The organism is Paenibacillus sp. FSL R10-2788, assembly GCF_038003885.1.
Classification (GTDB): domain Bacteria; phylum Bacillota; class Bacilli; order Paenibacillales; family Paenibacillaceae; genus Paenibacillus_AQ; species Paenibacillus_AQ odorifer.
Window position 1 is genome coordinate 1,914,746 of sequence record NZ_JBBOQA010000001.1, and the last position, 24,722, is coordinate 1,939,467.

The window sequence follows — 24,722 nt, forward strand, 5'->3', positions numbered from 1 at the left end:
TTTAATTCTAAATAAACTTCCGCTGCACCTTTTTGCCATCGTATGAAAAACGCGCCTTTTTGTCTTCCACAACCGTCTGTAGATGAACCGTCCGCCCCCATAAAGAGTAGATGTGAGGGAGTGTGCGCTCCAGGTACTTCAGATCCAGCTCGATGCTTTCATAGCGATGAGTTATAAATAATTCACCATTCTTCTCGAAGTCTGCATCCTCAATGACCAAGTAAGGAGACCCCCCATTGACCCGGGCGAGCACCAGTTGATCGCGTACATTTTCCCATGCTTTATCGGTGATTTTCCATTCGGGGCCTTTTTTCTCAAAAACATAAAGATCGAGGTCGTTCACCAATTCCTTAGATAGATAGCTGCGGATAAAAGAGGTATCGGATTCCAGCTCACGTACTTCAAAGATTTTCTCGCGGTCCCAGCGGCGTTCGATGTCTTCAAAGATTTTCAGCCCCAGATAGTAAGGATTCAGGCTTTGCCGTGAGGGCTGCACGACGGATGAATTCAGTTTTGCGTATTCCACTGTTTCCTCTTCGGTCAGATCTAGTTCGCGAACGATGCGCTGATGCCAGTAGGAAGCCCAGCCTTCGTATTGCTAAGGTGCTTTCCTATTCGCAAATGAAGATGATAAGAAAGCGAAAGCTCAGGTGCGGGGGTCTTTGTTATGAAAGAACGAGATAGTCCATATTCACTATATCCAACTTACTCATAACTGTATTGGGATTCACTTAGTATACGGTACGCAATTGAAGTTGCGATGGACAAAACTCCAGCCTTGGCAATACTAAAGTGATGAAGAAACTGATGTGCATACTCAAAAAAGATCTCAGATATTGCTGTCTCTTTTATTTATAGTAGTAGATAAAAGTAATTATTATAAGTATCATTATAGTGGGTAATATTACCTATTCAATTCGAAGAGGGTGGATTAATTATGGAAACTAAACCAATATCAACTACTTGGTTGCACTCTGATTTATTAATGGGGGTGTTGAGAGGCTATCAGATCGATGCCTTGAATATGATATCAAAGTATATAAATAGCAGATCGCAAAAGCAATCGCTTATTAAGATGCCTACAGGCACAGGTAAAACCTTACTTATTGGGTGTACGGCGTCAAATAATGTACGGGTCAAAAACATTTTGATTGTTACTCCTTCACAAGCGATTAGGGATCAATTATATATTGATATAAAGGAACGAATTTGGGATAAATTCAAAATACCTAAGACTAAAAAAAAAGTACAGAAGCTTTACAAAAGTGCATTCAAAGGGTGTGAGGACACTAACGGTACAATTTTTATTGGGACTATGAAAGCCCTTACCGATATAAAGAAAGAGTCATCATTGTATGAAAAATTAAAAATGGAAGTTGATTTAATTATTTTTGATGAAGGACATAAGGAACCTGCTGACGATTGGAAAAATTCCATAAGGGAGCTAGGTAAAAAGGTGATTTTATTTACAGCTACCCCAATTCGTAACGATAGTAACCAATTTGAAATAGATAAGGATTATATCTATAATTATCCCCACCATGCTGCAGTTAATGAGCAATTTATTAGGGATGTTTGTTTTAATGGTATTAGTATATTAAATAAGAATGATAGACTGAATGAGTTTATTGGAAAAGTTATTACGGCAAGTGATGGGTATATTCAGAAAAATCCTGATTTAAAAATTATATTCCAATTTAACAATTACGAAGATCTTAATAATGCGTTTGAAATACTTAATAATATGGGGAGAGATGTTATTGCTATCCATGATAGATATGAAGACAACAATTACCAGTTCGGTATAGGTACTGCGAATCAAAAAGTGAAAAATGTACCAGATGTAAAAAAAGTTAGTGTTAACTATTGGTTACATCAAAATAAACTAATTGAAGGTATTGACGATAGCTTGTTTCAAATTGTTGCTATATACGATGCGTTCTCTGATGTAAGATCTTTAGTTCAGCAAATAGGAAGAATAATTAGAAAAAGCGATCCGATCTCTGAAGAAAAGGCTTTTGTATATTTCAGTTTGGACGGTGAAAATCAGGAAAAGTTGTGGAAAGAGTATATGCTATATGAAAGAAAACTAGAAGAAGATATTAATTTGATTTATTTTTCATTCGAGGAGTTTTTTGAAAAAACATTAAAGAATCATCCTGAATTCATTTATAGCAATAAACATTATTTGAAAAAGCTCGATCATTTAAAAATAAGCGACGATAGATCAAGTTTGAAGAAATTTCGAGTTCCCTTAAAAACAAATGTATTCATTAGTAACTCACCATCTGGTGTTCTTATTGAAGAAACAAGAAAAAAGATATTCGAGGAATTAATTAACTTAGATGCGAAGGTCATTACTGAGATAAATGATATAAAGCATAATGAATATGTGATTATATATTCTACGTATAAGAATTCACAATACTTAGTGGATGAATTTTTTTTGGAGGTTAAACTTCAAGTTATATTATTGAAATTTTTGAGCTCGTATCTGTTTGTTTTTGATAGCAATAATACTGTATTTAGTTCATTGAAAGAATCTTATAGCCAAATTCCCTCTGAAGATTTACAAAAATTATTTGAGAGTGGAAATAAAATTTCTAGAGTTACCGTAAATAACGGATTTATTTCACAAAAAAATATTAGAAGACAAATTCTTAATGCTGGAGATATTTCTTCCCTCGCACCTTCGATTAATGATAAATACAGTTTTTGTACAACTGTTAACGGTGTTGTTGTAGTTGGCTCAACCGCTCGAAAAGAGTATATATCTAGATATGTTGGTTTCTCAAATTCACGAATTAGTGATTCAACAAAATTACATAGTATAGACCAATACTTTCAGTGGATAAATTCTATATATTTCAGTATGCGAAATAATGGGACAATATCGAATATTTTTAATCGGTACGCTCCAATTACAAAAAAACCGATAAAAACTGATCCAATTAGTATACTTCTTGACATTTCTGAACTATCAGATTCCTTTGTAAATGAAATGAACTCTTCAAAAGTTACAATTAATTCCTTTATGTGTGATGTGGAAAATAATCTATTCATTATTAATACTGATCAAGGTGATTTAGAGATAAATGTGGAATTTATTAGTCGGAATAACAAATACTTGTTAACCCAAAAAAAGGGGATAACTATTAAGTTCGATTTTTTTTATTCTGGAATTGATTTTCTTGAAACTTCTGAAATTAGAACCAGTGATGATATTATTCGTTATTTAAATCGTAATCAGGCATTTCAAATAATTCTAAGTACAAAAAAACATATCTATACTAGAGAAAATTTCTATGAAATTGGGATTAAGCCGAATGACAATAGATTACTGGAAATATTAAAAGAATATGAAGTAAAAGGTGGAAGTATCATAAATGAAAAAGGAGCTATTGTTGAGAGTTCTAAAAGAATAAAATATAAAAACATGTGGGATGTTGGCTCATTGTTTGAATTGATAGCTAGTCGTGGGAGCAGACTTGATGAAAACAGCGCATATGGAAAAGAACTGAAGGAACATTTAAGTGGGGTCGATTATCTGATTTGTACAGATTTGAATAGTGAAATTTCGGATTTTATAGCATTAGATGAAAAACAAGGAAATGTTTATTTCATACATTGCAAAGCCTCAAACAGTGCTTTATCTGCTTCGAGTTTTCAAGATATTTGTGGTCAAATTATTAAGAATCTTGATTATGTACATCCATTAAGTGATAAAGAACCAAATGATTTAGGTGTATGGAATGGAAAATGGAAAAAGGAAGATTATGACGTATCGCTAAACAGGCTTATTTTTAATAAGGATAATTTGAAAGCTGAGGAGATATGGGGGAAAATCAAAACAATTTCTCGAAAACAAGACAGTAATATTTATGTTTGGGCATTTCTCGGAAATATGTTTTCTCTTGATAAATATTTAACTGAAAAGAAAAAAAATGTAGAAGAGCAAAAACCAGAAATGATACAAATTGATTATCAATTGATGTCAACTTGGGTTTGTGTACAAAATTCACATGCAAAATTTCAAATTTACTTTGATAAAAAATAAAGTCCGATTGAAGTGTTGACTGGTGATTTGTGTAAGTACAGATATTTTCCTGATTAATTACTCCTATTACAATTACGTAATGCTGGTATTAGTCCAAATGAAAATTAGAGATAATTTCTAAAATATACCAATAAACACTGTGGAGGATAGCAGCTATCAGGTGTGTTATTTATATACTGAGCAGGAACGATTCAATCCACGTTATTCTGTCTATAACAACAAACACAATTAGCTGGCGAGATACATTCTCGACCAGTTTTTTTGTTTCTCGACCTCAAGCACCTTAGTTGACCTTAGCCCAGCTTTTAGTTAGCTAAGATGCTTGTTAAACATAACAAAGTAAGGAGGGATTTTGATTCAAGTTGTCGAATTAACAAAAAATAACAAACATTTGGGGGTAATATCTTGAATTCCGTAAGGTGGAGAAAAGTAGATCTTCATATTCATTCTGATGCATCTCACGACTGCAGTGTTAGCGTCAATGACCTGGTGAATGAGATTATTGCAAAAAAAATCAACTTATTCTCAGTTACTGATCATAACAACGTTGACAATGTCGATGCAATTAGAGCAGTAGTTGAACAGAAGAAAGCAGACGGTATAGAAATTGAGTTTCTACCGGGTATCGAGCTTCGAACTGACCGTGGGAAGGATGGAGTTGCTGTTCATTTACTTATTATTTTTCCAGAACATTTTACTAAAGAAATGATAATGGATAAATTCTTATCACGTGATGGTATACGGTTGACTCGTACTCATCTAATAGAAAAGGGAAAAGATAAAGCTCCTGGAGAAACAGATGAGAGAAAGTTGTATGATAAAGGTTGCGAACATGAATATGTGAACTTTGACAAGGCGATTGAAGAAGCAGTAAAATTGGGTGCTATTTCAATTGCTGCTCATCCAAAGAGCCACGCAGGCATCGAAAGAGAACTCGATTATATGCAACATACATCTAATACGTTTAACGAATTACTAATAAATTCCGTTATGAGCATTAATATAATGGAACTTCCAAAAAATTATGAGAAAGCAAACGTCGGAAGAGAATTTTATTTGAACGATAGTGGGAAATTTATTAAGCAAATGCCCTCTATTTTATCTTCTGATTCACATAAATTAAGTTCTATAGGGACCTTTTTTACCTTTATTAAAATGGATACATTGAACTTTGAAGGTTTAAAACAAATTTTATTTGAACCAAAGTTACGAATCAATATTAATGAAAATGCTCCACCCACGCCTACATATCCTTACATTTCATCAATAAAAACGGATGGTGGCTATTACAACGATGATCTATTCGAATTAAGTCATGAACTAAACACGATAATCGGGGGGAGAGGTTCTGGAAAATCGACAATCGTTGATTTACTTAAGTTTACCTTCAATAAATATGATCAATCATCAACAGATTATCAAGATTTTCTTGATAGAATTTATCACCTTTTAAGATTTAATAATAGTGTTGAAGTAAGCATAACACAAGGCGCAAGAACCCATAAAATTAAGAGAATTTGTAACATCACAAGCAAGAAGGAACGAAACGGTCAAATTTATATTGATAATTCAGAAATTCCGGATTATAAAGGATTAGATGTTGAGTTATATAGCCAAGGTAATCTTAAAATGATTACCAAAAGAGCTTATGAGCAATTAAAGTTAGTTGATGATATTGGAAATCTCCATGGTATACACAAGAAAATTGCCGCATTCAAGGAAAAGTTAATTTCCAATGCTAAATTGCAATTAGAAATGTTGGAGTTAATAAAGGATGATTTACAAGTTGCTGGAGAAAAGGCAGCATTGCAAAGAAGTATTAAGGAAAAAGAAGATATACTAACAGATGATAAAATTCAAAAATTTAATGAATTACAAGAGGATAAGAATTTTTACGATTTAATTCAAGGAAATCTTAAAAATTTAGATGGCGTGTTTAAAGAACAAATCGATGTTGCTAGACGATTTTTATCAATTTCTTTTCCTGATAGAAAATCCGAATTTATTGAAAATTTAAGTGAAGACCTAGTTAAATTTAGAGAAGAGATGTTATACAAATTGTCCGATCTTCGCTTTGTTGTTCAGGATTATTCAAAAAAACTGACTAATTCAAATATTAAAGGCGATAAATGGATTGATTATTATGAAGTGAAAAGAATAGAATACTTAAATTATTTAAAAGAGAATAATCTTGAGAATGTGGCGGATGTAACAAATCAGCTCAAAGAACAAAAAGATAAGCTCTTACATATTGATAATAATGTGTTACCGAAAATTGAAAGCAGACTTGAAGAACTTCTTAAATTACAAGTCATAAGGGATGCTTTATTGAACAACTATGAAAAATTTATAAGACGTCTCAAAGAAAGAAGAAAAGAAACCTGTTCTATAATTACTGATAATCAAGATATCCGTATGTATATCTCGGACAAGCAAGATACAAAAGAATTTGCAAAGCATCTTAATGATGTGATATCGGGGCTAAATATTAAATTGAAAGATGTATCGCAAGTTATAATCAATAATATAGACAGTCTATCTGATTTTAAAAAATGTATAAAAAACCAAGATATGAAGGTCCTTGAAAAAAAATATTTACTGACACCAGATGCAGCAGGTAAATTGCTGTCAAAATACGGTTCTGATATATCTGTATCAAATTATGGGCTAACAGCCATTTCAGAAGAACTGTTCAATTTAGATCTTCTCTTCTTCGAGGACATTATAGAAATTGAAATTTTAGATTCTAATGATAATAAATTCAAGAAATTTAGTCGATTCTCGCCAGGTCAACAATGTGCTTATTTACTCTCAATACTTTTAAATGCAAATAGTAATCCACTAATTATTGATCAACCGGAAGATGAGCTTGATTGGAATTATATTGAATCATTTATACAGAAATTAAGAAGTTGCAAAACTGATAATGAAGGAAATGGAAGACAGTTCGTTTTTGTTACACACAACCAGAATATCACTGTACTTGCTGATAGTGAAAATATTGTAAAAGCAACTAATATTCCAACGTCTGATGAAAATCCTTTGCCAACAGGTAAAATAGAAGCAAAGGGTGGACTTGAACGCGATAATGTAAAGGCAGCTGTACTATCCCTTGAAGGTGGCAGAGATGCATTCACTATGAGAAAATCTAAATATGGATTGAAATAAATCAACAATTTATAATAACTAAATATTAAATATGTATTAGTTTACCTTACCCAATAACCGAGAAACGTTTATCATCCTAAAATCCTGTCCATACTGGTGAATGTAGAAACCGGACAAACCCCAGTGTACAAGCACTTTCTGGGCGCTTTGTCTCGGTAGCAGGGTAGGCTACCGATCGGGTGCCTACCTCGTTACCGAGATTTTGGCACTCGCGAAGGACAAGCTGACCAAATAACCGAGAACTCGTCCACATTCAGATGATAAAACCTAGATAACTAAAAAACCGACCGTCTTAGTTAAGACAGTCGGTTAACTTATGGTCGTTCTTACAAGGCTACTTCTTGTTTGGATAGCTATTTCGCCATGAGTCACAATTTTCTTGCTATCAATGGTTTTGGGAGTAAATGTAGCTTGCACAACCAGATAGGTAATCATTTTTCGGATATCATTATCATTGTCGTGATTAGTCATGATACTCATGGACTTGATATTACGCGTAATTTCATCTTCATTTCCCTCAATAAGTTCGAGGTACTGAGCGCTCTTGTCTAACTGATTAATTTCAGTTTTAAGTTTTTTGATCCGGTTAGACAGGTGTTCTTTCTGCAAAGTAAGGATTTGAACCATCTTGGTGTTGTCGTCGATGGTTTCAAGGTCTTTCACTAATGACGCAAGGCGTTTGGATTGATCTTCTGCCATTTGTAGTTGATGTTCTGCTCCATTTAACTCGACCGTGGTCTTACTCAACCGATCAGTAACGAGCTGACGCTCTTTCAATAGCTCGTTATATACATCCAAACTAACGGTTTCTAGATTTTGAGACTTCAAATCCTTCAACACAACATCAATGACTGTATGAATCCGATCTAGCTCGATTTTGTATTTGCAAGCAGGGCAGAAATACCATTTTTTCCCGTAGAGTTTGCATCGTTTCTTATCAAATGTTGTTTGGTCTTTACCAGTCAAAATACCTTTACAGCCTGAACAATACAGCAGATTGCTTAGAAAGAAGCTCGTTTTGTACATTTTCGGGTTGAGATTTCCAGTCTTTCTCTGCTCGAAGATCGCCCAGGTTTCTTTCCATTCATCCAAGCTCATAATCGGCTCGATTAAGTCACTTTTTATCATCAACCAGTTTTCGATTGGAGTAATTGAATTTCTTGAGTGTTCAGATTTGCGATGGTGAGACATGTAACCAGCGTAAAAAGGGTTCGTTATAATCCAGCGTACAGTTGCCTTATTAATGGTTTTACCGAATTCATGGCTGATCAAACGGGAAATGGATTGGAAACCCTCTCGTTTGCGGTACAACTCATACACACGTCGTACAATTGTTAATTCTTCTCCGCATTGAGAAAAGGATTTGTTTACTTTGTCATAGCGATAACCAAAAGGGGCTTTACCGCCAGTCCATTTTCCTTTAATTAAAATACTCTTAGCGGTATCTCGGGTACGAATTCGAGTATTATCGACTTCCATTTTGGAAGTCCCATCCTTGATCAGATCAACAATAAAATCCCCAGAGTCATACAAGCTCTCTGAACTGCTAATAACAACAGGAATATTGCAACCGGCTAAAATCATTCGAATCTTCTGATGTTCCGTCGGATTTCTTGCAATACGGTCATGATGATTAATTAATACGAAATCAAATTTGCCGTCGATCGCTTCTTTAAGAAGAAGGGAGATTCCATCACGGTCATCTAACTTCTATTTTCTAGCGGACACGCCGGCATCTTCGTACTCACATGTAATCATGCATCCATATTTCTTGGCAAATTCATAAGCCATGGACCGTTGAGTTTCCATTGTTTGTTTATCTGTTGAATGACGCCCATAGAATGCGCCCCTCATCCCAGGCTTTATGAGATCAGCTAACGCCAACATGTACAATCACAGCCTTTCCTTTAAACGGGTCTCGAAATTGGATATAAAGTGAGGGCGTGTCAATCTCGATTCGATAGACAATGTCCCGGATGAACTCTTCTCTTTCACTGTCTTTATAGGAGAGAACCTCGGTTATTAAATCAACTGATTGTTGGAGTTCCTTTATTAGATGGAATTGTTTCTGCAGTTGATTAAGTTCAAGGGGATAATAATGTTGCATTTCCTCTTCCCGACGGATGCAATTGTGTAGGTAGAATAGCTTATCCTGTAAATCGGGTGTTGGGGACTGCAGCCATAATGCGGTATCTTCATAGAGCTTCTGTTTGTATAATTGAATCGCCTCTTGGCTCTCAGCAATGGAGTCTTTGTAAAACTGAATCAGGTTTCCGTGTGTGAGCTGGTACAGTTCAGGAAAGTAGGTTTGAAACTGCCCTGTAATGAATTTTGCACATTCCTCTAGAATCATTTCTTCTAGCAGATCAGGAGCGAGACGGATGTAATTATGCTTCTTGCAAGTATAATATTTCCTTGTACTTACATCCGTTTTTTCTTTGCCAAACATGGCTGTGTTGCACTTGCCGCAAAATAACAGATCGTCGAGAGTCATAGGGATTCGACTAGTATTTCGAGAGCGAGTTTGGATAAGATTATTCATCCGTTCCTGTGCCTTACTCCAAGTTAATTCGTCAACGATACGAAGCCTTTCATTCTCAATCTCAACATACTCACCAAATTCCTCGATTTTTCGAATGCCCTTATAAATGGTGTTTCCAATCAAACTTTGGATTCGATTGTAATCCCATTTGGCAGGAAAACAATCATGTTGCTGTATATCTCGAACAAAGTCCGAGAATGTATTACATTTGGTCTTAATGATTGCATCATACAGTTTGTAGATCGTCTTAGCCTGATCCGGATGTTGATCATAGTTCTTTTCCTTATCAACCACATAACCATAAGCGACTCGACCTTGAGCATGTTTCCCTTGTTTTGTCATCGTATATTTTGTTTCTTTGATGCGTTGGACGATCTGATTGGCTTCACGCTGATTGAAGCCGGCAATGATTAGTTCGAAGAATTCTCCGGCTGGCGAGTATTGGATCGGTATTTCATTATCGGCGGTGAATACAACCTTGATTTGTTTGGAGCGAAGCAACTCAAATAACTCCATTGACTGCACCACATTTCTGGCTAAACGATCACGTTTATAAACATAAAGCGTTGAAACTAGATCGTTTTCGATGTCATGAACCAAACGGCTTAACTCAGGACGTTCGTGAATTTCGGTTTTTCTTGCCGATACAGCTTCATCGAGATATAGATCGTCGAATAATAAGCCCTTCGCTTTGACTTTCTCTAGCGCAAGAGCCTTTTGCATATCAATAGAGTGCTCCTGCGATTTAATGGAAGATCGAGCGTACAATACCGTTTTCAATGGGTATTCACTCCTCTCCAGGGCATTGGTCAACATGTTCGGTGATAAGCTGCTTCTTTAGCAGAGTGACGTATAGTTCCATCCATTTGCGAGCGGCAAGTGGGTCATGAATATGACTAATGGACGAAATTTGAAGCTCCGTGGTACGAGTTTTTTTGTGGTTCAAGGTGTTATTCCTCCTAAGGTGGTGATAAAGAAAATGAGCAATTTCGGACAACAGTTAAGGCGGATTAGACAGCAGAAGGGGTTCGGTCTGAACGAGTTTGCTAAAGAGATAGGGGTTTCACCCGCGTACTTAAGCAATCTGGAAACGGGAAAGACACAGACCATCCAGCTGGAAGTATTGAGTAAGCTGAATCAAGAACTACATATGATCATTAACGAGGATGTTGCCCAGAACGATCATACAGTGTGGCGTGCAGAGCGTATAGGTGAATTGCTGTTGGACTTGCATCGCACTAATCCGATAGCTACTGATTACTTGATGACGATGGTGGAACAAGGAGTGGAGCTATTCACAACGGGATCATCCGACATCCATTAAGCTCCCCCAAACTTTGGAAAAGTATTCATAATCATAAATGTCTGTTTATTATGGTGAATAAACGGACTACGATAAGGAAAGCCTAACCCCTGTAGATGGAGTTAGGCTTTTGGCGTTTAGTCGGTAATGTCTGAGGTTGGATTATTCTGCGCCATCGTTATTTGGTAGTTTGAAGGGTGATCTCTACCCAGCTTCTGTTGTAGCCAAATGTCTGCCGCTGCACGTTTTAGACGGATTTCAAAATCATTGAGGCGATTCAATAGAAGTTCTGAAAATGAGTGCTCTTGCAAGTCGGACATTAATGTGAAACTTTTCTGTTCGTCTTGATGTTCAATTGTAAAACGGACTTTGAGTTGTCCCATAACATCACCTCGATCTAATCTATGCTGCAAGGTCGCAGGGACAACCCTATGGAATAGCATATATAGAAGAGGACAGGCATAGGTATGGACAAGGGGGGAAGTCATGAGCCGAAAACAACGGAAAAATGAAGTATATGATATCCGTTCTGTGGCTTTGTATTGCCGGGTTTCTACCGATGAGCAAGCAAGAGAGGGCGTCTCACTGGATGAACAGCAGGAACGATTAAAGGCTTATTGCCGCGCAATGGGCTGGACGGAGCAGGTTCAGCTTTTCATCGATGACGGTTATTCAGCTAAGAACTTGGATCGACCGGAGTTAAAAAGGTTGCTGCAGGCAGTAAAGAGCGGAAACGTATCTCGTATCATGGTCACCAAGCTCGATCGGATGAGTAGACGATTGTTAGATTTACTGAATCTAATTGACATGTTTCAAAATTGCGAGGTTTCTTTTGTATCCATTAGCGAATCTTTTGATACTAACACACCATCTGGTCGTCTTACGCTACAGGTTTTGGGAGCAGTTGCTGAGTTTGAACGGGAGCGTATTCGTGAACGTGTGTTTGAAAATATGTTTCACGCCGCCACTACTGGAAAATGGTTAACGCAAAGTCCGTATGGGTATGACCTATTGGACAAGTCCTTAGTTATTAATGATAAGGAAGCAGATATAGTAAGGCGGGTGTACGATTTGTACCTGAATGAAGGGCTCGGTTTTTATTCCATTGCAAAAAGATTAAATGAGGAAGGCATTCCATCCAGACAGAGGAAAGAGTGGTCCATTCGAGCAATTAAGTTGATGTTAACGAATCCCGCTTATAAAGGTACATTGGTCTGGAATCGGATAGATTCGAGCAAATCAAAGCGTAAAGACAAGGATGAATCGGAGTGGGTGAACGTGGAAGATTGTCTACCAGTCATTATTGAGAAGCCAATATGGGAAAGTGTGCAAAGACGAATGGGACAAACATCTATGGCTCCAAGAGCCCAGACAAGTCCGCACCTGTTGGGCGGTATGCTAAGATGTGGGAATTGTGGATCGGGTATGAGTATTGGCTTCTCAGGTTCTCCTAGTAAACGATATCGTGTTTATCGTTGTTCAGCGAATAAGAATAAAGGCACTTGTACGAGTAAGCAATATCGTGCCGATTTGGTTGAGGAATGGTTTAAAAATGGATTGCTACAGATCATTGGAGATACTTCCGGTATTTTGATGATCATGGCGAAGGAAGCGGCTGTAAAGTCAGATAGGGATCAACTTGAGCAAAAGGCAAACACTGCTAAAGCGCGGTATAAGCGGAAAATAGAAGCCTATACTTCTGGCTTAATTGAGCTGGACGATTTAAATGAGGAGAAGGCAAGATTAGATCAGATTTTATCGGGGCTTGAGAAGATGGATCATGGGGAAGTCGAATCGGTAGATTTGGGTCAGGTTCAGAAAGAGTTAAACGAAAAAGTAAACAATATCATTAGCGCTATAAATTTGCTACCAGCCGAACAAGCGAAAGGCATTATTCAAACGTTGATACAGCATGTGATCGTTCACGGGGATGAGGATATTGAAATTAAATTACAACCGCTATAAAGCTATACAATATCATTAAGAATGCCCCCGCCGGATATGGACGGGGGTTATGTTTATTTCTTTTACTTTTGAGGAGGTTCATCCCCGAGCATTTCATACAAACCCTCAGCGTCATCAGGTAGATCGTATTCCTGATTCTGCCCATCTTCTGCGTCATCATAAACATCAGTAAATAATTGTTGTTGCCCCCTGACAGACAGTATAGGTTCGTCTTTTCTTGGACGTCCTCTTTTACGGGGTGGGTCATCAGGATCTTCTTTGCGTAATTTGCGCTGGGACAATAGGAGCAACTCGGCTTCTTTCTTGGCAAAATCCGATTTTAATTGTTCAACTTCTAGTTTTTTCTCATATTCCATTCGCAATAGATCGATCTGATGCTGCTGCATTTGGCATTGTTGCTTGAGGGCTTGGTTATCTTCGGCTAGTCGCTGGATTGTGGAGGGATAATCGGAAGATAGCCATTGAGTGCGTTCATGATTCATCCTTTCGATTTCTGTTTCTTTTTCATGCAAGGATTTCTTCAATGTTGTGCATAGTTCGTCGAGAACGTTGCTTTGCTTCTGTAACTCCGTCAGATTTTTCTTATGCTGATTTGTTTGCTCTTGCGTTTCAATTAATTGAGATTCCAAATTCTTGCGGAATTGCTCGCTTTGCTGTAGTTGCTGCTGTATATCGTCTGATGCTTTCGCCAATTCAGCTTCTAGATGTATCACCTCATTCGCTGACTTCTTCATCATCTGAACGATTGTCTCCTGGATGCGTGTAAGGTTCTGTTCGATATATTCCAGGTCGTGTGCATATCGTTTTGTACCGTCCTGATGTCTCAATTGGTATAAGTCATAGTTGGAGAGCAGATGCTGGAACCATTCCTTGTGCGTATCAAAGTCTGAATCTTTGATGAATTGTTCGATTTTCAGCTTCAGTTCAGGTGTGACTTTTACTCCGAATGTTACATCTGCCATAGGATGATTACATCTCCTTGGATTGGTTAACTAAATAACTCATGAGTTCATTTGGGTTAACCGGTTTTTGAAGTTAACTTTGCAGTTAATTTCCCTCGTCATATGTATACGCTTGGAGTTTCCAAATATGAAGGTTATTAAGTACAGGTTGTCGAATTGAAACTATTAATCTGTTACTATTGAACTAGACTTAACGACTAGAAATGAGAGTAATTAGGTAATTCAAAAATCGTGTAACTGATATAACAGAAACGTTGGAGTAGATACTTTTGAAAATAATGGATTGAGGGGGCAACACATTGAAAGCTTCAGAGACAAATTTCCTTAAATTTCTACAAGGTACGAAGCAATTCATTATTCCTATTTATCAACGGAAGTATAGTTGGACTATCCATCAATGCAAACAATTATGGAATGATATTGTCCGAGCATCTTCTGATGATCAAATAAAAGGGCACTTTGTGGGATCTATTGTGTATATCGAAAAGGGGTTATATCAGATTTCTTCAGTTCCGCAATTACTCGTGATTGATGGTCAGCAGAGGATGACGACCCTGAATTTGTTGCTCTTGGCGCTCGGAAAAGCAATTGAGGAGCGAGAAGAGCGTCATGAAATAACTAGAAAGAAAATTATGAATTACTATCTGGTTAACAGCGAAGAAGAAGGCGACGCCTACCATAAGCTGCTGTTAACACAAAGTGATAACGAAACGTTAATTCGTCTCGTTCTTGACAAGGAAATACCCGAAGAGTATTCACAACGAGTTTTTGAAAACTACAATTACTTTCTTGAAAATCTGAGAAAGTCAGATACTGATCTGAATGAATTATATAGAGGGTTATCGAAGTTAATTGTCGTAGATATTTCTTTGGATCGGGATCATGACAATCCTCAACTGATTTTTGAAAGTTTGAACTCGACGGGTCTTGATTTGTCTCAAGCGGATTTGATTCGCAACTATGTATTAATGGGATTAGAACCGAAAGCGCAGGATCATCTGTATCGGTCATACTGGTATCCGATGGAGAAGAGTTTCGGTAATCTTAACGATTCTAATGTATTTGACCGTTTCATGCGTGATTACTTAACAGTAAAAACAGGAAGAATACCTAACATTAATGATGTATATTCTAGCTTTAAAAGTTATTCATATAGCTTGAAGGACATATCTATTGAACAAATCGTTAAGGATATTTACTGCTACTCCAAATACTTTGTTAAATTAGCTTTCGAAAAAGAAGCCGACGTAGATATTAATCAAATATTTTCAGATATAAACACATTAAAAGTGGACGTATCCTACCCATTTTTGTTGGAGGTTTATGATGATTTTGAGAACGGAAATTTATTGAAAGAAGAATTTGTTGCGATTTTAAAATTGGTTGAATCTTATGTTTTCAGACGTGCCATTTGTGGAGTTCCAACAAACTCATTGAATAAAACGTTTTCCAATTTAACAAAGGAAATTGATAAAACTAATTATTTGGAAAGTGCTCAAGCAGCATTTATTAATAAAGATTCTTATAAACGATATCCGAATGATGGAGAGTTCATTCGTGAAATTATGGTTAAGGACATTTACAACTTTAGAAATCGAAATTATTTGCTTAGAAAACTTGAAAATAATAATCGCAAAGAGGTAGTAAATATTGAAAGTTACACAATAGAACATATCATGCCACAAAAGAAGGATTTATCCGAAGATTGGAGACAAGATTTAGGTCTGAATTGGGAAGAAGTGCAAAAGATATATCTACATACATTAGGTAATCTGACTTTAACTCGTTACAATTCGGAACTGAGTTTTAAGTCGTTTTTAACAAAACGTGACTTAGAAGGCGGGTTTGCGGATAGCCCCCTTCGTCTCAACCGGGCATTAGCTAAACTAGATACATGGAATGAGGAACAAATAAAAATTCGAGCAAAGACACTTGCTGACCAAGCTGCTTCTGTGTGGGGGTTTCCTAGTCTGACCGATGATGTGTTGTCTAAATACAATAACTCAGAAGTCACTCAGGACCATGCTTATAGTATTAAGGATCATGCTGATTATCTTCAAGGGGAAATGCTATCCTTGTTCGATGAACTCAGAAAGAGGATATGCAACCTCGATAGTACGGTAAGGGAGGAATTCAAAAAGCTCTATATAGCCTATAAAGCTGTAACAAACTTTGTAGACATAGTTCCGCAAAGAAGTCGGCTCTGTTTAAGTCTCAATATGCCATTTAACGAAATTATTGATCCCAAGGGATTTTGCAGGGACGTATCTAACGTTGGTAGATGGGGAAATGGCGATGTAGAGGTTGGATTATCTTCGCATGATGAAATCGAATATATTATGAGCTTGATTAAACAAGCTTTTTCGAAGCAACAAGACGATGAATGAATAGCATATTTGAAACAATCGAAGAGAGATAGACTGTAATGAGCAGTCTATCTTTTTTAAAATTGGAAAGGCTAATTCAATAACCAAAATGTCGCACGAGTTTCCAAATTTGAAGGTTATTTGAGGTGGAAAGTCGAATTAATCCTATTATACTGTTACTATAGAACTAAATGTTCGTTTTTGGAGGTGCGGCAATAGATGGCTGGGAATTTTGAATTTCTTGAGAGTCGCTGGAACATATTATCCGATCTTGGCGAGATGGCAGAACGTAATCTCTTTATTGATCCGAATACATCTTTGATTAAGCTCCGTATGTTCGGCGAAACGTTAACTAAATATATATGTGCATTGGAAGAAATGGATGAAACGAAAGACTTAACGCAGGTTGACCGGCTGTCTCAGTTAAAGCGGGATGATCTGCTGACCGAAGAGATTGCAGATATGCTTCATACGCTTCGCAAAATAGGAAATAAAGCAAATCATGAAGCAGGTTATGGTTCGACTCGTGAAGCGCAAGCGCTGACGCAGCTAGCGTTCCGTCTCAGCGTGTGGTTCATGCAAGTGTACGGCGATTGGGATTTCATATCGTCAGATTACATAGAACCTATTCAGCAGGATAATGCAAGCAATCAGAATCAATTAGATCAGCTTGCACAGTCCTATGAAGCGAAAATGGAGCAACTGCAGCAGGAACTTACAACACTGCGCGAGCAGCAGACAAACGTTACGAATGAAGATAAGAAGAAACGTCATACAAAATCCAAGCAGGCAAGCAGCGCCTTTTCGCTAACAGAAGCCGAGACAAGGCTCATTATCGATGAGAAGCTGCGTCAAGCCGGCTGGGAAGCTGATTCACAGACTCTTCGTTTTGGTCTTGGGGCTCGTCCAGAGAAGGGACGAAATCTCGCAATAGCAGAATGGGCGCTCAAGTCTGGTTTTGCGGACTATGCGCTATTTTGCGGATTAGAGTTAGTTGGAATTATTGAAGCTAAACGGATCAGCCGGAACGTCGAGGCTGATATCGCGCAGGCGAAAAAATATGCCATGCAGGTTATTCGTCACGACGATGAGATTATTCATGGACCATGGGGAAACTACCAGGTTCCATTCTTGTTTTCCACGAATGGGCGTCCATACCTGGAACAGCTCAAGCATATGTCAGGTATATGGTTCCTTGACGCACGTAAGTCAACGAATCATCCACGTCCATTACAAGCCTGGTACTCACCGCAGGGTTTGAAGAGTTTGTTACAGCAGGATATGGAGGAAGCCAGCAAAGCTCTGAAGGATGAGACATTGGATTATCTCAAGCTGCGTCTGTATCAAGAAGATGCCATCTTGTCCGTTGAACATGCAATTGAAACCGGAGAGCGTAATATGCTGCTCGCGATGGCGACAGGTACTGGGAAAACGAGAATGGCGATCGGTCTTATATACCGTCTAATTAAACATAATCGATTCAAGCGTATTCTCTTCCTCGTCGATCGTTCAGCACTTGGTCGTCAAGCTGAGGCGGCTTTCAAGGATTCCAAGTTGGAGAGCTATCATTCATTTACTGAGATTTTCGAGCTTCACACATTGGATGACAAGAAGCCCAATCAAGAGACCAAAGTCCAGATCGCAACCGTACAGGGAATGGTCAAACGTTTATTTTACAGCGAATCAGATGATTCGGATATCCCTTCGGTTGATCAATATGACTGCATTATCGTAGATGAAGCCCATCGTGGCTATACGCTGGATAAAGAAATGTCCGAGCTTGAATTAGAGTTTCGAGACCATGAGGATTATGTAAGCAAGTATCGCAAGGTATTGGACTATTTCGATGCGGTACGGATTGGATTGACAGCTACACCAGCCTTACATACGGTCGAGATATTCGGGCGCCCGGTATACAATTATTCGTACCGAGAAGCTGTCATCGACGGTTATTTGATTGATCATGAACCGCCAATGCAATTCGAAACTCAACTGAAGAAACACGGGATTAAGTGGCAGGTAGGAGAAGAGGTTGGGGTGTATGATGTCTCTTCCGGTAATATTGATAAGGAAATGCTACAGGACGAGATTAACCTTGAAGTCACTCAATTCAATAAAACCGTTATTACGGAGAATTTTAACCGAGTTATACTGGAAGAGCTCACAAAGTATATCGATCCTGAATCGGAAGGGAAGACTCTCATCTTCGCGGCAACGGATGATCATGCGGATATGGTTGTTCGGATTTTTAAAGAAGAGCTTGAAAAGGTCTACGGCGCTGTTGATGACAATGCGGTTCTGAAAATCACCGGTTCGATCAAAGATCCGCTTCATGCGATAAAGCTGTTTAAAAATGAGCGGATGCCTAGTATTGTAGTTACAGTCGATCTGTTGACCACAGGTATTGATATTCCGAGCATCACCAATCTGGTATTTCTTCGCCGTGTTCGTTCAAGGATTTTGTACGAGCAGATGCTTGGAAGAGCAACTAGACGTTGTGATGAGATTGAGAAAGACCATTTTATGATCTATGACGCAGTGGGGATTTACGAGAGCTTGAAGCCGTATACGGATATGAAGCCGGTCGTGACCAAACCTACTGTAACACTGGATGTACTCACAGAAGAGCTTGCTCAGTTTGAGAGTGAAGAACAGGGAAAACAACACAAGGAAGAGATCATTGCGAAGATACAACGCAAGAAGCGTACTTGGACGGCTAAGGTTCAAGAGGACTTTAAGGCGCTGTCCGGCGGAATGAGTATCGAGCAATTTATCGCTGATCTGAAGAACATGAGTGCCCTTCAGGCAGGTGCTGACCTACAGGCAAAGAAAACACTTATCGGATTTATTGATGAGAATCGTGGAAGGTCACATCGGATTTATATTTCTGAGCATGAGGATAAGCTGATCTCGACCACGCGAGGTTATGGCAATGCCCAGAAACCTGAGGATTATTTAGAAGGGTTCCATTCCTTCATAAAAGAGAATTTAAACCTTATTCCAGCCCTAACGATTATTTGCACGCGTCCGAATGATCTGACTCGCGACGAACTGCGCAGGCTTCGCGTAGCGCTAGATCAGCAAGGCTACTCGGAGAAAACGCTACAGGCGGCATGGCGGGATGCGAAGAATGAAGATATAGCGGCGGATATTATCAGCTTCATTCGTCAGCAAGCGCTCGGCGATCCATTAATTAGCCATGAAGAGCGTATATCCAATGCTATGAAAAAGATATATGATATGAAAGTCTGGTCAAAGGTCCAGAAGGATTGGCTGAAGCGAATCGAGAAGCAGCTGCTGCAGGAATCGGTGCTGGATCCGAACCCGGAGAAAGCATTTGAAGTTGAGCCTTTCAAGAGCAAAGGCGGCTACAAGCAATTGAACAAGATTTTCGACGGCGAAATGGAGACAATTGTAACGACAATTAATAAAGCACTATATACACCACGAAAGAGGGATCTTGCATAAATGGGTAATCAGGATATTGTACAAAAGCTTTGGAATTTGTGTAACGTACTGCGTGATGATGGCATCACGTATCATCAATATGTGACGGAACTGACGTATGTACTGTTCCTCAAGATGATGAAGGAAACCGACAACGAAGGCATTCTGCCGGAGCAATACCGCTGGGATTCGCTGACGGAGCGTCATGGTGTGGCTTTACAGACGCATTATCGCCAGCTACTCCTTGATCTTGGTATTCTAGGTAATGAAACGATCAAACAGATCTATATGAATGCAACTTCTAGTATTAATCAGCCGATGAACCTAGAGAAAATTATTACGTCCATCGATCAGCTCGACTGGTATAGTGCGAAAGAAGAAGGTCTCGGCGACCTGTACGAGGGACTGCTGGAGAAGAACGCCAGCGAGACGAAGTCGGGAGCAGGGCAATATTTTACGCCTCGTCCGCTTATTGATGTCATTACCAAGCTAGTTGATCCAAAGCCGGGTGAGCGTTGTAACGACCCTGCTGCAGGTACGTTTGGCTTTATGATTGCAGCCGATCGCTATGTGCGCAGCAATACAGACGATTATTTCGACCTGGGTGAAAAGGAAGCTGAGTTCCAGAAGCACCAAGCATTCACCGGCGTTGAGCTGGTCAAAGATACGCATCGACTCGCGATGATGAATGCCATGCTTCATGATATTCATAGTGAGATCATACTGGGCGATACGCTGTCTGATGATGGAACCAACCTTAAGAACTTCGACGTCATCCTGACGAATCCGCCATTCGGCACGAAACAGGGCGGCGAGCGACCGACTCGTGACGATCTGACGTTCGCAACAACGAACAAACAGCTGAACTTCCTTCAGCATATTTATCGTGCCCTGAAAGCAAACGGTAAAGCACGTGCCGCAGTTGTACTGCCGGACAACGTACTGTTCGAGAGCGGTGTTGGTACGAAAATCCGTGCCGACTTGATGGACAAGTGTAATTTGCACACTATTTTGCGTCTGCCGACGGGCATTTTCTACGCGCAAGGCGTTAAGACGAATGTCTTATTCTTCACGCGTGAGAAGACGGATAAGGACAGTACAAAGGACGTATGGGTATACGATCTACGGACGAACATGACAAGCTTTGGCAAGCGCAACCCGCTGACTATGGGGCATTTTGACACGTTTGTGGTTGCTTATACGGCGGAAGATCGTACAAAGGTGGAAGATGAGCGCTGGAACGTGTTCACACGTGAGGACATACGTAAGAAGGATGACAGCCTCGATATCGGCTTGATCGCCGACGAGTCTCTGTCTGCTTATGACAACCTGCCTGACCCGATCGACTCGGCGGAAGAAGCTATGGCGAAGCTGGAGGAAGCACTCGCGCTGCTTGGTGAGGTTGTTGCTGAATTGAAAACGATCGAAACTAAGTCGCATAGCTATGAGGAAAGCAAACCAGCACTGGCAAAGGTCGCAGAAGCTTCAGGGGTATACGGCAATGAGTAAGAAAATTGCGAAGTCGCAGGAAGAGCTGTTGCAAGAGGCTTTGGTGCCGATAGAGGAGCAGCCATATGAGGTGCCGGGGAATTGGGCTTGGGTTAAACTTATTGAGATAGTTGAAAAGATGGAATTACGTGATCCAATTAAGCTTCAAGGAGAAGTATTTCACTATGTAGATGTTGAGTCAATCGATAATAAAAACCAAAGGGTAAGAGAGTATAAAGAAACTCTGATTTCTGAGGCTCCTAGCCGTGCAAAACGTGGTATTAATCAGGACGACGTTATTATTTCGCTAGTTAGACCTTATTTAAAAAACATTGCTTTGATTGAAGAAAATAATCAACTCGCAGTGGCTTCTACTGCATTCTATGTGTGCCGTACGAATGGTTCATTCGCACCAAAATTTCTGTACAATTATTTACGTGGTCCGGTAGCTACTGCTTATTTAAATAAGCATACTAAAGGTGATAATTCACCTTCTGTTCGAAATTCAGATTTTGAATTAATTCCAATCCCACTCCCACCACTAAACGAACAAAAACGAATTGCTGACAAAGTCGAACGACTTTTGTATAAACTAGAGCAGGCTAAAGAGTTAGTTGTCCAAACTATGGAGAATATTGATTTGAATAGGAAATCAGTAATTGTTAACGCATATCTTGGTAAATTAACTGAGGAATGGAGAAGAACTAATCAAATAAATGAAAGCGCGTTTGATTTAGTTATGGAAATCCAAAAAAGAAGACAGGATGATTATTTATCGAACGTAGAGTTAACAATAAAAGCAACAAGTTCACCCCGAAAAAACAAATCAGAACCAGATTTCATTCCTTACATTAGTCATGAAGACAGCAGCCTTCCTAAGAATTGGTGTATGACTAGGATTTTAGATTTAACAGAATGTTTAGATAGATTTCGAAAACCAGTTAGTAAATCAGAGCGAGAGAATCGTCCAGGGGATATTCCATACTATGGGGCTAACGGACAAGTCGATACTATTAATGATTACATTTTTAATGATGATATTGTATTGGTTGTAGAAGATGAAACTTTTACAGGGCGAGAAAAGCCATTCAGTTATATTGTTAGAGGAAAATCATGGGTTAATAATCATGCTCATGTTCTTAGACCTCTTGGAGGCATAGATGTTGAGTACCTTAATATATGTTTGAGTTACTATAATTTTATTCCATTAACTTCGGGTTCAACGGGTCGTAGAAAATTAACTCAAGCTGCCTTAAATCAGGCTCCCTTAAGACTAGCTCCTCTTAGTGAACAAAAGATCATTGTAAGTAAAGTGAGAAAAGTTTATGAAGTATTGGACAAAGTAAAACAAAATTGCATAATTACGTTAGAACGTATCGAGTGTATTAAAGAGTCTATTCTAAACAAAGCTTTCAAAGGTGAACTTGGAACATATGATCATGCTGAAGTAAAAGCGATCGATTTATTAATAGAAAATGAAGTAGGATTAAATTATAGAGGACAATAGACATTTAGTGAATGCCCTCATACTGATGTTGCAAGTAAAGCTCACAATTTCTCTGATAGTCGCCGTCTTTGACAACCAAGTACGGGAAGTAACCGTTCACCCGCGAATAGGCGAGCTGATCGCGGACGTTCTCCCATGATTTATCCGTGATTTCCACTCTGGTCTATAATTTAAGGAGCAGGTTATGACCTGCTCCTTAATAAATTGATTATAAAAATTTACGACTGACCTTCTTTCCATCATACATAAACAACAACGATTTATCCTCCACAACCGTCTCCAAGTAAACCGTTTTTCCCCATAGCTGATAAACATAAGGTAACGTCCACTCCACATATTTCAAGTCCAGTTCAACACTCTCGAACTGATGAAATAAGTAAAGCTCTCCATTGTTTAAGTAATCGCCATTCTTAACAACGAGGTATGGGAACCCGCCATTTACACGTGCGTATGCGAGTTGGTCGCGAATGTTCTCCCAAGATTTATCGGTAACTTTCCACTCTGGACCTTTCTTCTCGAAAACATATAAGTCAAGGTCCTTCACCAGATCTTTGGTCAAGTAATTGCGGATAAAGGAGATGTCCGCATCGTTCTCACGGACCTCAAACATCTTTTCTATGCCGCGTCCAGGCACTCGCCCGAACCGTTCTCTTTCTTCTGCGGTAGGGTTATCCCAGCGTTTCTCGATGTTCTCGAATATTTTAAGCCCCAGGTAGTATGGGTTTAACGATTGCCTTGATGGCTGCACGACAGAGGAGTTCAGCGTAGCATATTCAACGGTTTCCTCAGAAGTTAAATCCAGCTCTCGCATAATCCGTTGATGGAAGAAGCTCGCCCAACCTTCATTCATAATTTTCGTCTCGATTTGTGCCCAGAAGTACAGCATCTCATCGCGTAGCATCGTTAAGATATCTCGCTGCCATGGCTCCAGGATGGAGGAATACTCCTCAATAAACCATAGGATATCCTTTTCCGGTTGTGGAGGGAAGGATACGGGCTTTTCTTGATCCTCTTGCGAATCCACTTTCTCCAGTGACCACAGATCGTCATAAGGCGACGAGAGCGGAGTTGTCTTTGCTACCGGTGAACGCTTTTGCATGGAAGAAATATAAACGTCCTTGGACATCCGATAAGGCTTCACGATGGAGGGATCCACATGTTCCTGGATGGTAAGGACGGCATCGATGAATTGTTCAATGGCTAGCGTTCCATGGATCAATTCGTACTCGCGGATGCGTTCCGCCGTTGCGCTCATGCTCTCGACCATGTTACGATTTGTTTTGGAGAAGCGGGCATTGTTCTTGAAGAAGTCGCAGTGAGCGAGAACGTGAGCGACGATCAGCTTGTTTTGGACAAGGGAGTTGCTGTCGAGCAGGAAGGCAAAGCAGGGATTGGAGTTAATGACAAGCTCGTAAATTTTGCTGAGACCGAAATCGTATTGCATCTTCATCTTGTTGAATGTCTTACCAAAGCTCCAATGGCTGAAGCGGGTAGGCATTCCATACGCTCCAAAGGTATAAATAATGTCGGATGGGCAAATTTCGTACCGCATCGGGTAGAAATCAAGTCCAAATCCCGTTGCAATCTCGGTAATTTCATCTATGGCATATTCCAAAGCTTTCATGTCTGTAGATGGCATAATGAATTCCTCCAGTCATTAGTGAATGTAAGAACTGCACACTCAGATTTCGCAGCGATTTATGTTATAACTCAAGTACATGCACCCAGATTTTCACAAGTCCATCGAAAGAGGTTGCAGGTAGGACAAGAGACGAAATTATCAAACAGATTAAACAAAAATGAGTTATAGATAAGGGGTAACAGGTAAATATTCCGAAGGAGGTAGATCCAAGTGTCGAATCCGGATGAAAAGAAGCAACATACGTATCAAGATTGGTTGTCATAGGATGGCGTGTG

The 24,722-nt window shown here is 39.1% G+C and carries 14 protein-coding genes and 2 pseudogenes; 8 read left to right on the plus strand and 8 right to left on the minus strand.

The window, feature by feature from the left end; all coding sequences use genetic code 11:
- Positions 1-7: 7 nt before the first annotated feature.
- Positions 8-592 (minus strand): annotated as a pseudogene (locus tag NSQ50_RS08305) (SpoVR family protein); the annotation flags it as partial.
- A 345-nt stretch (positions 593-937) separates the two neighbouring features.
- Here NSQ50_RS08305 and NSQ50_RS08310 point away from each other — a divergent pair.
- Both NSQ50_RS08310 and NSQ50_RS08315 read left to right on the plus strand, forming a co-directional pair.
- Positions 938-4,057 (plus strand): DEAD/DEAH box helicase, encoded by a 3,120-nt coding sequence (locus NSQ50_RS08310; RefSeq protein WP_340949329.1) that lies wholly within the window; start codon positions 938-940, stop codon positions 4,055-4,057.
- Positions 4,058-4,462: 405 nt separating this feature from the next.
- On the plus strand, positions 4,463-7,225 hold the full coding sequence (locus tag NSQ50_RS08315) for a TrlF family AAA-like ATPase (RefSeq protein ID WP_340949330.1): 2,763 nt from the start codon (positions 4,463-4,465) through the stop codon (positions 7,223-7,225).
- A gap of 309 nt (positions 7,226-7,534) precedes the next feature.
- On the opposite strand, the gene NSQ50_RS08320 is transcribed toward NSQ50_RS08315, so the two are convergent.
- The 4 genes and pseudogenes from NSQ50_RS08320 to NSQ50_RS08335 all read right to left on the minus strand — a co-directional run bounded on the left by NSQ50_RS08320 (position 7,535) and on the right by NSQ50_RS08335 (position 10,713).
- Positions 7,535-8,656 carry a recombinase family protein gene (locus NSQ50_RS08320; protein ID WP_445670438.1) on the minus strand — a complete coding sequence of 374 codons (1,122 nt, stop codon included), beginning with the start codon at positions 8,654-8,656 and terminating at the stop codon, positions 7,535-7,537.
- A pseudogene (locus NSQ50_RS08325) lies at positions 8,654-9,112 on the minus strand (recombinase family protein); the annotation flags it as partial. The gene NSQ50_RS08320 and the pseudogene NSQ50_RS08325, both read right to left, overlap by 3 nt.
- Positions 9,096-10,547 (minus strand): recombinase family protein, encoded by a 1,452-nt coding sequence (locus NSQ50_RS08330; RefSeq protein ID WP_340949331.1) that lies wholly within the window; start codon positions 10,545-10,547, stop codon positions 9,096-9,098. The pseudogene NSQ50_RS08325 and the gene NSQ50_RS08330, both read right to left, overlap by 17 nt.
- A gap of 7 nt (positions 10,548-10,554) precedes the next feature.
- Positions 10,555-10,713, minus strand: coding sequence for a hypothetical protein (locus NSQ50_RS08335; protein WP_340949333.1), 159 nt, complete (start codon positions 10,711-10,713; stop codon positions 10,555-10,557).
- A 33-nt stretch (positions 10,714-10,746) separates the two neighbouring features.
- On the opposite strand from NSQ50_RS08335, the gene NSQ50_RS08340 reads away from it, so the two are divergent.
- Positions 10,747-11,091, plus strand: coding sequence for a helix-turn-helix domain-containing protein (locus tag NSQ50_RS08340; RefSeq protein WP_340949334.1), 345 nt, complete (start codon positions 10,747-10,749; stop codon positions 11,089-11,091).
- A gap of 116 nt (positions 11,092-11,207) precedes the next feature.
- On the opposite strand, the gene NSQ50_RS08345 is transcribed toward NSQ50_RS08340, so the two are convergent.
- The gene (locus tag NSQ50_RS08345) at positions 11,208-11,390 is read right to left on the minus strand and encodes a hypothetical protein (protein ID WP_340949335.1); all 183 of its coding nucleotides are present in this window, start codon (positions 11,388-11,390) and stop codon (positions 11,208-11,210) included.
- A gap of 166 nt (positions 11,391-11,556) precedes the next feature.
- Here NSQ50_RS08345 and NSQ50_RS08350 point away from each other — a divergent pair, with 166 nt between their 5' ends.
- Positions 11,557-13,035: a recombinase family protein gene (locus NSQ50_RS08350; RefSeq protein WP_340949336.1), complete on the plus strand. Its 1,479-nt coding sequence runs from the start codon at positions 11,557-11,559 to the stop codon at positions 13,033-13,035.
- 62 nt (positions 13,036-13,097) lie between these two features.
- Here the strand turns inward: NSQ50_RS08350 and NSQ50_RS08355 are convergent, their stop codons facing one another.
- A complete protein-coding gene (locus NSQ50_RS08355) occupies positions 13,098-13,997 on the minus strand; it encodes a hypothetical protein (RefSeq protein ID WP_340949337.1) in 900 nt (299 codons plus the stop codon).
- 299 nt (positions 13,998-14,296) lie between these two features.
- Here NSQ50_RS08355 and NSQ50_RS08360 point away from each other — a divergent pair, with 299 nt between their 5' ends.
- The 4 genes from NSQ50_RS08360 to NSQ50_RS08375 all read left to right on the plus strand — a co-directional run bounded on the left by NSQ50_RS08360 (position 14,297) and on the right by NSQ50_RS08375 (position 22,805).
- Positions 14,297-16,384 carry a DUF262 and DUF1524 domain-containing protein gene (locus NSQ50_RS08360; RefSeq protein ID WP_340949338.1) on the plus strand — a complete coding sequence of 696 codons (2,088 nt, stop codon included), beginning with the start codon at positions 14,297-14,299 and terminating at the stop codon, positions 16,382-16,384.
- Positions 16,385-16,582: 198 nt separating this feature from the next.
- A complete protein-coding gene (gene hsdR / locus NSQ50_RS08365; protein ID WP_340949339.1) occupies positions 16,583-19,831 on the plus strand; it encodes a type I restriction-modification system endonuclease in 3,249 nt (1,082 codons plus the stop codon).
- Entirely contained in the window at positions 19,832-21,319 is a 1,488-nt protein-coding gene (locus NSQ50_RS08370) for a class I SAM-dependent DNA methyltransferase (protein WP_340949341.1), read from the plus strand.
- Positions 21,312-22,805 (plus strand): restriction endonuclease subunit S, encoded by a 1,494-nt coding sequence (locus NSQ50_RS08375; protein ID WP_340949342.1) that lies wholly within the window; start codon positions 21,312-21,314, stop codon positions 22,803-22,805. Before NSQ50_RS08370 ends, NSQ50_RS08375 begins: the two co-directional genes overlap by 8 nt.
- Before the next feature lie 208 nt (positions 22,806-23,013).
- Here NSQ50_RS08375 and NSQ50_RS08385 read toward each other — a convergent pair whose 3' ends face one another.
- A complete protein-coding gene (locus NSQ50_RS08385) occupies positions 23,014-24,444 on the minus strand; it encodes a SpoVR family protein (protein ID WP_340949343.1) in 1,431 nt (476 codons plus the stop codon).
- Positions 24,445-24,722: the final 278 nt, after the last annotated feature.

Excerpts from the sequence above, each read along its gene's own strand:
- NSQ50_RS08310 (WP_340949329.1), top strand. The coding sequence starts at position 938 with ATGGAAACTAAACCAATATCAACTACTTGGTTGCACTCTGATTTATTA.
- NSQ50_RS08340 (WP_340949334.1), top strand. The coding sequence starts at position 10,747 with ATGAGCAATTTCGGACAACAGTTAAGGCGGATTAGACAGCAGAAGGGG.
- NSQ50_RS08345 (WP_340949335.1), bottom strand. The coding sequence starts at position 11,390 with ATGTCCGACTTGCAAGAGCACTCATTTTCAGAACTTCTATTGAATCGC.
- NSQ50_RS08350 (WP_340949336.1), top strand. The coding sequence starts at position 11,557 with ATGAGCCGAAAACAACGGAAAAATGAAGTATATGATATCCGTTCTGTG.
- NSQ50_RS08355 (WP_340949337.1), bottom strand. The coding sequence starts at position 13,997 with ATGGCAGATGTAACATTCGGAGTAAAAGTCACACCTGAACTGAAGCTG.
- hsdR (WP_340949339.1), top strand. The coding sequence starts at position 16,583 with ATGGCTGGGAATTTTGAATTTCTTGAGAGTCGCTGGAACATATTATCC.
- NSQ50_RS08370 (WP_340949341.1), top strand. The coding sequence starts at position 19,832 with ATGGGTAATCAGGATATTGTACAAAAGCTTTGGAATTTGTGTAACGTA.
- NSQ50_RS08375 (WP_340949342.1), top strand. The coding sequence starts at position 21,312 with ATGAGTAAGAAAATTGCGAAGTCGCAGGAAGAGCTGTTGCAAGAGGCT.
- NSQ50_RS08385 (WP_340949343.1), bottom strand. The coding sequence starts at position 24,444 with ATGCCATCTACAGACATGAAAGCTTTGGAATATGCCATAGATGAAATT.